At 69.3% G+C, this 12,742-nt stretch carries 11 protein-coding genes; 4 read left to right on the top strand and 7 right to left on the bottom strand.

All coding sequences use genetic code 11. From position 1 onward, the window contains the following. Positions 1–245 precede the first annotated feature (245 nt). From R3E98_13245 to R3E98_13235, 3 genes are all read left to right on the top strand, one after another. On the top strand, positions 246–683 hold the full coding sequence (locus R3E98_13245) for a Fic family protein (GenBank protein ID MEZ4424371.1): 438 nt from the start codon (positions 246–248) through the stop codon (positions 681–683). A 998-nt stretch (positions 684–1,681) separates the two neighbouring features. Beyond that, positions 1,682–2,818 carry an alpha/beta hydrolase gene (locus R3E98_13240; GenBank protein MEZ4424370.1) on the top strand — a complete coding sequence of 379 codons (1,137 nt, stop codon included), beginning with the start codon at positions 1,682–1,684 and terminating at the stop codon, positions 2,816–2,818. Between the two features lie 199 nt (positions 2,819–3,017). Next, a complete protein-coding gene (locus R3E98_13235; protein ID MEZ4424369.1) occupies positions 3,018–5,012 on the top strand; it encodes an Ig-like domain-containing protein in 1,995 nt (664 codons plus the stop codon). A 40-nt stretch (positions 5,013–5,052) separates the two neighbouring features. Here R3E98_13235 and pncA read toward each other — a convergent pair whose 3' ends face one another. From pncA to R3E98_13205, 6 genes are all read right to left on the bottom strand, one after another. Further along, positions 5,053–5,682, bottom strand: a complete 630-nt coding sequence (gene pncA, locus R3E98_13230; GenBank protein ID MEZ4424368.1) for a bifunctional nicotinamidase/pyrazinamidase — start codon at positions 5,680–5,682, stop codon at positions 5,053–5,055. Between the two features lie 10 nt (positions 5,683–5,692). Continuing rightward, the gene (locus tag R3E98_13225; GenBank protein MEZ4424367.1) at positions 5,693–6,670 is read right to left on the bottom strand and encodes an FAD binding domain-containing protein; all 978 of its coding nucleotides are present in this window, start codon (positions 6,668–6,670) and stop codon (positions 5,693–5,695) included. Positions 6,671–6,767: 97 nt separating this feature from the next. Continuing rightward, on the bottom strand, positions 6,768–7,715 hold the full coding sequence (locus R3E98_13220) for a DUF1460 domain-containing protein (GenBank protein ID MEZ4424366.1): 948 nt from the start codon (positions 7,713–7,715) through the stop codon (positions 6,768–6,770). A gap of 152 nt (positions 7,716–7,867) precedes the next feature. Further along, a complete protein-coding gene (locus R3E98_13215; GenBank protein ID MEZ4424365.1) occupies positions 7,868–10,276 on the bottom strand; it encodes a xanthine dehydrogenase family protein molybdopterin-binding subunit in 2,409 nt (802 codons plus the stop codon). After that, positions 10,273–10,800: a (2Fe-2S)-binding protein gene (locus R3E98_13210; protein ID MEZ4424364.1), complete on the bottom strand. Its 528-nt coding sequence runs from the start codon at positions 10,798–10,800 to the stop codon at positions 10,273–10,275. Before R3E98_13210 ends, R3E98_13215 begins: the two co-directional genes overlap by 4 nt. A gap of 252 nt (positions 10,801–11,052) precedes the next feature. Further along, the gene (locus R3E98_13205; protein MEZ4424363.1) at positions 11,053–11,655 is read right to left on the bottom strand and encodes a M23 family metallopeptidase; all 603 of its coding nucleotides are present in this window, start codon (positions 11,653–11,655) and stop codon (positions 11,053–11,055) included. A gap of 188 nt (positions 11,656–11,843) precedes the next feature. Here R3E98_13205 and R3E98_13200 point away from each other — a divergent pair, with 188 nt between their 5' ends. Then, the gene (locus tag R3E98_13200; protein MEZ4424362.1) at positions 11,844–12,263 is read left to right on the top strand and encodes a BrxA/BrxB family bacilliredoxin; all 420 of its coding nucleotides are present in this window, start codon (positions 11,844–11,846) and stop codon (positions 12,261–12,263) included. Positions 12,264–12,346: 83 nt separating this feature from the next. Here R3E98_13200 and R3E98_13195 read toward each other — a convergent pair whose 3' ends face one another. Beyond that, a complete protein-coding gene (locus tag R3E98_13195; protein ID MEZ4424361.1) occupies positions 12,347–12,721 on the bottom strand; it encodes a DoxX family protein in 375 nt (124 codons plus the stop codon). Between the last annotated feature and the right edge of the window lie 21 nt (positions 12,722–12,742).

The following is a 12,742-nucleotide window of genomic DNA, read 5'->3' as shown; positions in this document are numbered from 1 at the left end:
GCCGATGCACACCTGGAAGAGGTCTGCTCCTATCTCGAAGCGCTCGACCACGGATTGGACCAGCTCGAGCGACCGGATGGACTGCCGTTGTCGATGCGGCTCCTATCGGAGATGCACGGCCGGCTGATGCGCGGTGCGCGAGGCGCGACGAAGCAGCCCGGTGCGGTACGGCGGTCGCAGAACTGGATCAGGGGCACCCGTCAGGGAAGCAGCCTTCGTGCCACCCCACCCATCGCCTGAACGAGGTGCTGGGCCAACTGGAGCACGCGATCCACGACGAGAGCGACCTCCCTCCTCTCGTCCGGGTGGGGCTCATCCACGCTCAGTTCGAGACCGTACATCCGTACCTGGACGGCAACGGCCGTCTGGGCCGTCTCCTGATCACGTTGTTGCTTCGGGAGTGGGGGCTGCTCACGCGGCCGCTGCTCTACCTGAGCCTCTACCTGAAGATGCACCGGCAGGAGTACGACCAGCGGCTGGGTGCGATCCGGGAGAGCGGCGACTGGGAGGATGGATCGCCTTCTTTCTCGAAGGTGTCGCGTTTGCTGCGGAGGAAGCGGTCGACGCCGCGCGCCGACCCTGCCATCGTCACGGAGAAGCGCGAGCGGTGCTTCCTCGAGGACGCCGGTGTTGAGTCTCCGCCTCTTCGAGGCTCTGCCCGAGCACCCGATCCTGACCCGTGAAATCGGGTCGTCGATCTGCTGGACTGCTCCCGCCCAGCCGCCTCGAAGGCGATCCGGGTGTTGGAGACGGCCGACGTGGTCCGCCCAAAGACCAGCGGACGGAACCGGACGATGGTGTTCGAAGTACGTGAGCGAGCTCGGACAGGGGACGGGTTGCGGGGGTGAGGGCGTGTGTTGTCTGGCCTGCTCAGTCCAGAGACGTCCCGCTGAGTCCCGTAGCGGCACGTCCGCAGTTCCGGCGGACCTGCCAAGAGAAGACACCCGGCCCCTCCGAAGAAGGGCCCGGCACTCGTCAACCAGGTCTCAGCTAGTCTGGAGCAAACCCCATCGTCCCACCTACGGTCTGACGTCGCTCACGACGCGCGAGCCGTCGGCTACGCTGCTGATCCGCTCTTCTTCGGATAGGATTCGTACGTCGGCCAAAGACACCCCTCGATGTCTTCGGACGGGCGCTGGTCTTGGACCTGGCCTGGTCACGTCTGTCTTCCGCGAAAGGCGAACCTCGCCAACGCTGGGATGGCGAAGAGAGCCAGGAGACCCACAGTACCCCTGCCCAACTCCACCCACCTGATGGACGGAACCGTTAGTCCCGACACGACCAGGAGTCCTAAGCACCTGGCAGCGAGGCCACGAGCGCGCGCACGGAGGCCCATCGGAAGAGCCAGAACCGCCAACAGCACGCCAACGACCGCGACTATTGCCCTCACGGAGTTGGTCCTCTCATCGAGAGGATCCGCAAACAGCCACGGTAGGAGCAGGTTGGCGATTGACGCGAGCAGGTATACCGCCAGGCCCCAGCTGACTTGATCCTCCCAGGGGCGGTTCTCAACGTGTGCTTCACCTGACGAACCGCTCGTCATCGTTTCCTCTCACGGAGTGCCTGCAACCCTTGACGATGATAGGTGCTCTGCCCTCGGCGCTACCCGTCCCTTGCCGACCCCCGCCCCCACCTGCACCCTCCCCCATCCATCCGCCACCCCGGCCCGTTCGAGCGATCCATGCGACGCCTCCTCCTGCTGCTCCTCCTTCTGGCGACGCCCCGCCTCGCGGCGCAGACCTCCGTCCCCACTCCGCCCCTCACGCGGGACTCTGTCGTGGCGCGGCTGGCGGACCTGCACCGCATCCACACGCCGGAGGGCATCGAGGTCCTGGAGCCGGTGGAGGTCAACGGGTCCACCCAGTGGATCTCCATCCGCGGCCTCAATCGAGCCAACCCCATCCTGCTCTTCGTCCACGGCGGCCCGGCCTCCCCGATGCTCGGCAGCACGTGGGCGTACCAGAAGCCGTGGGAGGACTTCTTCACCGTGGTCAACTGGGACCAACGGGGGATCGGGAAGAACTACTCGGCCGCGGATACCGCCCGGCTCGGGCCGACCATGACCCGGCAGCAGCACGTGCGGGACGCCGAGGTCGTGGTGCGCCACGTCCTGGAGCGGCTCGGTCAGGACAAGCTCATCCTGATGGGATACTCGTGGGGGACGGCGTTCACCCCGCAACTGGTGCAGGAGCGGCCGGAGCTCTTCCACGCCTGGGTGGGCGTCGGCGTGGTCGCGTCCGGCGGAGGCGAGGCGGCGCTCTACGCCCGGGTCCTGGAGCTGGCCCGCAAGGCCAACGACTCAACGGCGCTGCGCGAGCTCGAAGCCATGGCACCCTACCCCGGTCCGGGCCCCATGAACGTGGAACGCGCGCTCGCGGTCCGGCGCTGGGTGCGCAGGTACGACGGCGGATGGTACGGCAAGCCGGACTTCGACCTGCTCTTCTCCCTGAACGAATGGGGGGACGCCTACACCGCGGAGGAGCTCTCCCTCCTGTCCGAAGGCTCGCGGTGGGGAACCCGGCGGATCACCGGGTCAGGGGCGATGGGCGGCGCCGCGCAGGCCGGCGACGACTTTCCGGTCCCGGTCGTCTTCCTGATGGGTCGCTACGACCTGCACACGCCGTACGAATCCGCGCGGGCGCGGTTCGAGAGGATCCGTGCGCCGAGCAAACGCTTCGTGGCGTTCGAGCGCTCCTCCCACGTGGTCATGATGGAGGAGCCGGGACGGTTCCTGCTCACCCTCGTCAACGAGGTGTTGCCGCTCGCGGGCGGCGCGGCGGAGTTCGAGCCCCGTCCGGATCCGGTGCCGCGGCGGTGAAGGGGCGGGCACGGATCGATGGCCGACTCGTAGGAGCTTCCACATCCGGTCCCACCCGATCCTTGGGTCTCGCCACACCGGGCATGCTGGTTGCCTACCAGGGGGGATATGTAGGTCGATCGACGGCATGCACCGTAGCCGCGTCCCAGGAATCTGTGCGATGAAACGCCCAAGAGCTCGGACGGTAGCACTTCCAGTTGTGGCAGCCCTGCTGCGCCTGCTGGGGGGATGCGACACGGGCGACACGCCATCTGAACCGCTTGATGGGGTCGTAGAAGTGCCCGTTGAGCTCCGGCTGTCCGTTGAGTCGGTACTGCTGGAATACTTCGGGCAGCGCGCGGAAGTCACTGTCGAAGTCCTCGACGCCCGCGGTGAGCCGGTATCGACGCCCGTGAGTTGGAGGAGCTTCGATGAGAGGGTCGTCCGACTCGACGCGCCCGGTGTCCTCGTCGCCGTTGGAAGCGGACGCACAGAGGTCACCGCAAGAGCGGGTTCGATCGCTGACACCCTCTTCGTCGCGGTGGAGCAGGCGTCGGACTCCCTGATCGTCGCTCCGACTGTGGTACGGATCTCCGCTTTGGGCGATACGGCACGCCTCGAAGCATACGTACTGGACCGTGGCGGAGCGGAGGTGGCCGATGCACGCGTGGAGTGGTCATCGGCCGATTCCGCCGTCGCTGTCGACTCCACCGGACTGGTACGCGCGCTCGCACCCGGAGAAGCGGACGTGCGTGCTGTCTCTGGCGACCTGGTCGCTGTGGCACGAGTGACGGTCGAGCAGCGCGCCGCTGCACTCGACGTCAGTCAGAGCGTCGTGTCGTTGGATGCGCTCGGTGCCGTCGTCGCGGTCGAGGCGACGGTTGTGGACGCCTTGGGTGTGCCGATCGATGCTGCGCGCGTCTCATGGCGGTCGCTGCAATCCGGAGTAGCCGACGTGAGCTCGCTCGGCGTCATCCGTGCCCGGAGCAATGGAACGACCACGGTGATCGCGTCGTTCGAGGAGCTCGAGGACTCGATCCAGGTAACGGTGTCCCAGGTCGTCTCGGCTCTGGTGCTTCAACCGGCCGTGGACACATTGCTGACGCTCGGTTCTACTCGGCAGTTCTCGACCCGCGCGACCGACCGGCTCGGCAGCGAGGTTCACAATCGCACCACCACGTGGACGGTGGAGCCTGCAGGGATCGTATCTGTATCCTCTTCAGGTCTCGTGACGGCGCTGTCCGATGGGTCAGCGGTGCTACGTGCGACGGTCGAATCTCTCTCGGCGGTAGCCGATGTCGTGGTTCATACGGGGCCGCTGCCGCCACCCACCGCTGGCGATCTGATCTACTCGTTGGGCGGAGTCCAACGGATCACGCCGGACGGGCGGGGATCCGTGTCCATCTACTATGAACCACCCTCTGCCATCCGGATCGCCCAGTGGTCCCCCGATGGATCCAAGGTGTCGTTTGTACGGCGGGACGAGCCGTTGTTCCGGAGCTTCGTGATCAATACGGACGGGACGGGGCTGGTGGAGATCCTTCCCAATCTGCCTCGGGTGCTGAGGGAGCACGGGTGGTCCCCGGACTCGCGCTCGCTGGCGGTGTGGCTGTATCCGTTCGACCTGTGGGTGGTCGGCGCCGACGGCCAAGGCGCGCGGTTGATCCACTCGAACACCAATACCGCTGGACCGTACACGCCGCGCTGGTCGCCGACCGGCGAGTGGATCGTCTTCAGGGGGGACATCCAGGGCGCTCGGGGATTGGTGCTCATCCGCCCTGACGGCTCCGATGCCCACCTCGTCGCGTCGGGGTCGAACGACATCGATGTGGATTGGTCGCCGGACGGTCGAAGGCTGGCGTTCCGATGCGACTCGTTCGACATCTGTGTCATCAACGTCGATGGCACCGGGAGAAGGAAGCTCATCGAGACCCCGTTCGGCGAGGAGCAGCCGCGTTGGTCCCCGGACGGGACCCGACTGGCCGTGCGAGCCAGTCGAAGCACCGGGTGGGACATCCTGATCGTGGATGCCGAGACCGGGCAGGAGATGGTGCTCCTCGATTCCCGGTGGGACGCCTCCGATCCCACCTGGTCGGCGGACGGCACGTGGATCGCGTGGGATACGCGCCTGAACATCATGGCAGCGCCGTCCGACGGATCTCGCGCCCCGTTCCACTTTCCACTGTCGGGGGCGTACCCGGATTGGAAGCGGTAGCGGGTCGAGCTGACGCGAGCGGTCAGATCGGGCGGACCCCCTACCCTCCCCCGCTCACCACCTCCACGCCGGCTTCGCGCATCTCCTGCACCGCCCGCGCCCCGTCGCCAGGTGAGAGCTCCACTGCCCGGCACCCCTCCGCGATCAGCCAGGTGCGGAAGCCCTGCTCCATCGCATCCAGGGCGCTGGCCCGGACACAGTAGTCGGTGGCCAGCCCCATGACCCACAGGTCGGTGACGCCGCGGTCCTTGAGGTAGCCGGTCAGGCCGGTGCGCTTGCGGCGGGCGTTGTCGAAGAAGGCGGAGTAGGAGTCGATGGCGGGATCGGTGCCTTTGCGGACGATCGCCTCGATGGAGCCCGTCTCCAGGTCCGGGTGCAGCTCGGCCCCCGGGCTGCCCTGGACGCAGTGGTCCGGCCAGAGCACCTGGTCCAGGCCGTGGAGCGGGATGACGTCCCCTGGGGAGCGCCCCGGGTGGGCGGACGCGAAGCTCTCGTGACCCGGCGGGTGCCAGTCCTGGGTGGCCACGACCAGCGGGAAGCGCGGCAGCAGACCGTTGGCCACGGCCACCACCGCATCGCCGTCCCGCACCGCCAGGGCCCCACCGGGACAGAAGTCCACCTGCAGGTCCACCAGGAGCAGCGCCGACCCCGGCCGCGGCTGCGGGATCACCGCGGGCGGCTCACGAGGCCAGACGCTCGAGCGCCCGGCGGACCTGGACGGGGACCATCGCGCGCCGCCACTCGGGGTCCACGATGAGGTTCTCGAGCGGGTGGCACTGGGCGTGGGCCCGCTCGGCCAGGTGCTCGATCAGGTCGGCGTCCAGGCGCTGCCCGGCGGCCGCCTCCCATCCGGTCAGGCGCCGGGGCCGGCTCCCGAGCGCGGTCATCACACCGTCCAGGGATTCGACGGCCCCGCTCTCCTCGAAGCGGGCGGACACGGCCACGGTCAGCAGCGGGAAGTCGATGGCGTTCCGTTGACGGAGCTTCGCGTAGGCGCTGCGGCGGGCCGGGTCGATGGGGATGCGGATCCGGGTGAGGATCTCGTCGGGGGCCCGCCGTTGATTCTGGATGCCGTCGGCCACGAAGAAGTCGTCGATCGACGACGTGCGGCCGCCCCTCGCCCCCACGAAGTCGAGCTCCGCGCCCAGGGTCATCAGGACGGGCGGGGTGTCGGCCGAGTGGGCAGCCACGCACTTCTTCCCGACCTTGGTGACGTGGCAGACGTCTCCGTCCTTCTTGAGACAGAAGCCCAGGGCCTGCCGCCAGAAGAAGGTCTGGTTGTAGTAGGTGCAGCGGGTGTCCAGGCAGACGTTCCCGCCCAGGGTGCCCATGTTGCGGAGCTGGGGGCCCGCCACGTGGGCGGCCGCCTCGGCCAGGGCAGGGGCGTGACGGCGGACGTCCGCGTGGGCGGCCACCGCGGTGAGCGACTCACCCGCGCCGATCGACAGCCACCCGTTTTCCACACGGATTCCACGGAGCTCCGGCAGACTCCGCAGAGCCACCAGCCGCGCCGGTGTGAACAACCGGTGCTTCATGTTGGGGACGAGGTCCGTCCCGCCGGCGATCGCCATGGTTTCGGCGGGGGCCTCCGCCAGCAGCGCGGCCGCCTCGGCCGCAGAGCCAGGCCGAAGCCAGCGGTACGGCGTCAGCCGAAGCACCGGCGGGCTCCCCGGAAGTCGTGGCGGCTCATGACGTTCGGATCGGCGTCCATTTCGGAACCACAATTCGCGTTCAAAAACATCTGACGTCCATCACTCATCGGGGCTCCAGCGGCCTGGCCACCATGATCCCGTCCTGCCCGCGGATCCCGCGGATGCGCTCGGCGAGCGGCAGCTCGGAGATCTCCACAGACTTTCCCACAAGGGGGGCATGCATGAGGTGGAGTCTTCCGTCCACATGCAGCGCGATCCCGGTGTGGGCAACGTCGAGACCCTCCACGGTGGAGGTGGCCGCGATGACGTCTCCGTCCTTGATCCGCTCCTCGATGCCCGCGATCCGGTCCTGGGGAATCCAGGTCCGCTCGCCCAAGGACGACTCGATGCGTACGATCGCCTCCCGAACCTCCGGGTCGGCCATCTGTCGGTAGGCATCCGGATGGGTGGACATGAACCGAACCGGCTCGGGGTCCACCACGCCGCCCAGCTCGGCGGTCAGGGGCACCAGGTGGCCGCGGGCCGCGTTGTCGGCGATCCACTCCGAGAAGTAATGCAGGCGCGACGGGTAACCGTTCAGCGACCCGCCCCGGTAGCGTAGCCCCGCGAGCTCTCCCACGAAGGTCCGCTTCAGCACCTCCGGGTCGGTCGAGTCGGTCAGGCGCAGCGTGCGGGCGATGGCCAGCGTGTTCTCCACGAACGTCACGCAGTCGAACTCGCGCAGGTTCACCACCAGGGCCTCGCGGTCCCCCACCTCGAGCGTCCCGGGCGTGTACGGCTCGCCGACGAAGGTCCGGCCGATGGCTGCCACGGCGTCGCCCATCGGGACCGTATCGAGGCCGGCGGCACGGGCCTGCCGCACCGTCTCCAGCAGGATGCGCCAGTCCTCCTCGGTCTCGGTGCCGGAGAGGGCGATGCGGGCTTGCTGAACGGGCGCCTGGGGAGCGGAGCCGGCCGCTGTAGCGCGACCCGCCCGGTCCCCCCCGGCGCCGCTGGGGGAGGCGGCACCCTCGGATCCGGTCGCGCCCGCCTCGGCGTGGGCCGTCTCCACGACCCCACTGTCCGCCGGCCGGGCGTCCGCCTCCGGTCCAGCGCATCCACCGAGCGCGAACAACCCCGCTCCGACCGAGACGGCAGCGATCCTGAATCGACGTTCTGCTTCCAGAACGGTGCGTCCCCGGCGCCACCACGCGCCCCCGCCCCTCACCGCACCCCCACGCCAGCCGGTGCGGCCGGCTTGGCCAGGGACCCCGCTTCGCGGGCAGCCTGGATGGCCCGCCAGACCTTGGGCGGCGAGAAGGGCAGGCGGTCCATGCGGACACCGATGGCGTCGTGGATGGCGTTGGCGATGGCCGGGATGGACGGGTGCAGCGGACCTTCGCCCGCCTCCTTGGCGCCGTACGGCCCCTCGGGATCGTTCGACTCGATGATGAGGGCCTCGAGACCGGGCGTGTCCAGGCTGGTCGGGATCCGGTAGTCCAGGAGGGACGGCGCATTGTGGAGGCCCGCCCGACCGTGCTCCGCGTCCTTGAAGATCTGCTCCTCCATCAGGGCCTCGGCGAAGCCCATGTAGGCGGAGCCCTCCATCTGGCCCTCCACCAGCACCGGATTCAGCGCCTTCCCGCAGTCGTGGGCCACCCAGATCTTCTCGACCCGCACGAAGCCGGTCTCGACGTCCACCTCCACCTCGGCCACGTGGGCGGTGAAGGAGTAGGCGGGCGAGGCTCCGATGGTCCCACCCCGGTAGCTCCCGTGCACGTCCTTGGGCGTGTTGTAGGACCCGGTGGCCCCCAACGTCCCGAACTTCGCCTCCGCCAGGTTGAAGGCCTCGCGGATGGGGAGGGTGCGCGCCGCGTCCGTCAGGTGGCGCGCCTGCCCGGCGGCCAGGACCACGTCGTCCGCGGCCACCTCCCAGGCTTCGGCCACGGCGCTCCGCACCTGGTCGCGGAGCTTCCGGGCCGCCTGGATGCAGGCGTTGCCCAGCATGAACGTGACCCGGGAGGAATACGCCCCCAGGTCCACCGGCACGAAGTCGGTGTCTCCGCGCAGGACCCGCACGTGATCGACCGGCACGCCCAGCTCCTCGGCGGCGATGTAGGCCACCACGGAGTCACAGCCCTGCCCGATCTCCGAGCCTCCGCTGAAGACCGAGACCCGCCCCGAGCGATCGATCTGGATCTGCACGCCCGACTGGGGCATGTCGTTGGGGTAGATCGGGTAGTTGGTCCCGGAGATGTACGTGGAGCCCGCCACGCCCAGGCCCCGCCCGAAGGGCAGCTTCCGGAAGCGCTCCTTCCAGCCGCTGGCGCGCTCGACCGCCTCCAGGCACTCCAGGAAGCCGTTGGAGGTGACGCGTAGCTCGTTGACCGTCCGCGTGTCGGAGCCGATGAAGTTGATGCGCCGGAGCTCGATCGGGTCGAACCCCGCCTTCTCCGCGAGCTTGTCCAACTGGACCTCGAAGGCGAAGCGGGGCTGGACCGAGCCGTGCCCCCGCTTGGGTCCACAGGCCGGCTTGTTGGTGTAGACCCGGGTGGAGTCGAAGCGGTACGCGGGGAAGCGGTAGGGCGCACAGAGCAACTGGCCCGAGTAGTACGTGGTGACGAGCCCGAAGGAGGCGTAGGCCCCGCCGTCCAGCAGGATCTTGGCATCCACCGACGTGATGCGGCCGTCGCGGGTCAGACCCGTCCGGTAGCGCATGTGGAAGGGATGCCGACCCCGGTGGGCGTAGAAGACCTCTTCGCGCGTGTAGAGGATCTTGACCGGCCGGCCCGCCTTCATGGCCAGCCGGGCCACGCAGAACTCGAGGTCGAACGGCTCGGACTTCCCGCCGAAGGCGCCGCCCACCAGCGGCTGGATGACCCGCACCTTGGCGGGATCCAGCTCCAGCACGCGGGCCAGCTCGCGGTGCAGGTAGTGGGGCACCTGGGTGGAGGACCAGACCGTGAGCTTTCCGTCCGGCTCCATCTGCCCGATGGCGCAGTGGGGCTCGATGGGCGCGTGGGTGGTCCCCTCGAAGAAGTACTCGCCCTCCACGAGGTGGTCGGCTGCCTCCATGCCGGCCTCCACCTCCCCGAACTCCAGCCGGACCACCTTGGTCACGTTGCCGTTGCGGCCGGGCTTGGCGGGCTCGTGGATCCAGTCGCCGGTGGCGGCCAGGGCGGCCTCGGGCGTCAGGTAGGCCGGCAACGGCCGGTACTCGACCTCGATCAGGTCGAGCGCGCGCAGCGCGGTGTCCTCGTCCACCGCCGCCACGGCCGCGACGCCGTCCCCGATGAACCGCACCCGGTCCACGCACAGGGGATACTCGTCCGGGGTCCACGGGATGATGCCGTAGAGCACCGGCATGTCCCGTCCGGTCACCACGGCGTGCACGCCCTCCAGCGCCTCGGCCTTCGACGTATCGATGGAGACGATCTCGGCGTGGGGGTGGGGCGAGCGCAGGATCTTCCCGTGCAGCATTCCGGGCAGGACGATGTCGTCCGTATAGACGGCCCGCCCGCTGGACTTCTGCAGGCCCTCGATCTTGCGCTGGGGCTTCCCGACGATGTGCAGGTCCGACTTGGACTTATGGCCTCTGCGTCCGCTGTTGTACACCGGCGTCTCCTCGCTCATCCGTCCCCCCGGACGCGGGCGCCGAAGCGCTGCTGCAGGTCGGCGGACGCCTCCAGGCGGGCCCCGGCCCGCTCCACGGCATCGTAGATCTTGGTGTAGCCGGTGCAGCGGCAGAGGTTGCCGGAGAGCGCCTCCTGGATCTCGCTCCGGCTGGGCGCGGGGCGCACGGCCAGCAGCGCCGCCGCCGAGCAGAGGATGCCGGGCGTGCAGAACCCGCACTGGGCGGCACCGTTCAGGTCGAACTCGTCCTGGAGGGGATGGGGCTCGGGGCCGTCGGCCAGGCCTTCGACCGTCAGGACCCGGCGCCCCTCGGCCTCGAAGACCGGGGTCAGGCAGGCCAGGACGGGCGTGCCGTCCAGGAGCACCGTGCAGGCGCCGCAGTCGCCCTTGTCGCAGCCCTGCTTGGAGCCGGTCAGGCCCAGCACGTAGCGGAGCGTCTCCAGCAGCGTGAAGTGGGCGGGCACGCCGGTTTCGACGCTCTCCCCGTTCACGTGCAGGCGGACGATGTCGGTGGCGGAAGGCAACGGCAGGTCCGGGATGATGGAGGCCGGGGCGGGCCGGAAGGCGCACCGGCGATCGTTCCGGCCCCTCTGCGGAGTCCGGACGTCGGTTCTACCCCGAAGATGTCCGACGGGCGGAGCGACCGTCAACGAAGGGGGCGCGGTCCGCGCCCCCGCGGGTCCGCCGGCGGGTGGAGGGCGCCCGGCCCGCTCCGTACGCCGACCTCGGCCTCGGCCCGCGTCGGGACGCCGGGCCCATCGCCCGCCGCCGGCGGCTCAGTACGCCAGCGCCCCGTACACCGCGAAGCCCACCAGCCCGGTGGGATTGGGGCTGGTGTTGCGGAAGGTGACCGCTCGGGACGTGTACGGCCACGGCCAGGCCCCGGTGACCACGAAGTGCAGGTGGGGATAGCCGGCCAGCCCCGTGGCGCCACTCAGCCCGATCGAATCGCCGGGCTGGACGGTATCACCGATCTGGACCAGGGCGCCGTCGCGGGTGAGGTGCATGTACTGGGCGAAGGTGCCGTCCCCGTGGTCGACCACGACCAGGTTGTTGGGGAAGTCGAAGTCCCGTCCCGACTCCTCCACGTGCACGACCACCCCCTCGCGGCTCGCCGTGATCAGCGAGCGCAGGTCCATGTCGAAGTCGGTCGCGAACGCGTCGGGCAGGCCCTGGCTGTGGTAGGAGCCGCCGCAGTTGGTGAGCCCCGTCCGCCAGGACTGCCCCACTGGAAACGGCAGCACGTACGGGGAGGTCGACCAGTCCGGGTAGCTCCCTCCGGGACACCCGTCGACCGGGGGGGCCGCGGTGGGGCCACTCAGGCAGCCGACGGACGTGACAAGGACGAGCGCGGAGAGCGCCGAACGGGAGCGGTTCATGCAGAGGTCCTTGATATGGAAGCCGGCGGAAGCGTCCGGGCTGTTCTACGCGAGGGAGCGCCCGCGGCTTTCAGCGCCGGAACCCGACCGGCGGTCCGGGCCTATATGTCCGACCGCGACCCGCCGCGGCCCCGAAGGACCTGGAGCCGCACAACGGCACCCGGTCCCGACCCCTGAGGAGTGAGAGCATGCCCTATCCGGAGATGATGGTGGCGCCCATGCGCCAGGATCTCGTCCGTTTCGGTTTCCACGAGCTTCGCACGCCGGATGACGTGGACGCCCTGCTGGCCGGAGAGAAGCGCACCCTCCTGCTGGCCGTGAACTCGGTCTGTGGCTGCGCCGCCGGCTCCATGCGCCCCGCCGTGGCCATGGCCATCGAGGAGGGCGCCAAGCCCGAGGTGCTCACCACGGTCTTCGCCGGCCAGGACCTGGACGCCACCGAGCGCGCCCGCGAGTACATCACGGGCTATCCGCCGTCGTCTCCGTCGGTCGCGCTGTTCAAGGACGGCGAGCTCGTCTACATGATGGAGCGCCACCAGATCGAGGGGCGCAGCCCGTATCAGATCGCCGACGACCTCAAGGCGGCGTTCGCCGAGCACTGCGGCTGAGCCGGTCTCGACTCCGCTGAAGCAGGAAGGCGCCCGGCCGTTCGCGGCCGGGCGCCTTCTTCATTCCGGGAATGCTCTCTCCCTCACCGCCGTCTCTTCCTCCACCCGTCTATCCCGTACCGCCCCCCGCCCACCACGGCCAGGTACAGGAAGATGAAGCAGAAGAGCACGGCCGGCTCCCCACCGTTCTGGATGGGCCAGACCCCGTTGGGGTAGTGGCGCCACCAGAACGCCACCGCCATCTGCCCGGCCAGGATGAACGCGACGGGGCGGGTGAACAGGCCGATGAGGATCAGGATCCCCCCGAAGAACTCCAGCAGGCCGGCCACGCCCAGCGGGAACGCGAACCAGCTGGCGACGGCGTTGCCCCCGAACCAGCCGAAGAGCTTCTGCGCGCCGTGTTGCATGAACAGGAGCCCCGCGACGATGCGCAGCAGGCTGCGGAAGAGCTCGACCATGATGCGTGCCTCATCGGGACG

The organism is Gemmatimonadota bacterium (assembly GCA_041390125.1).
Lineage (GTDB): Bacteria > Gemmatimonadota > Gemmatimonadetes > Longimicrobiales > Gaopeijiaceae > JAGQIF01.
The sequence above is the reverse complement of the archived record's forward strand: the minus strand, read 5'-3'. Positions and strand labels throughout refer to the sequence as shown.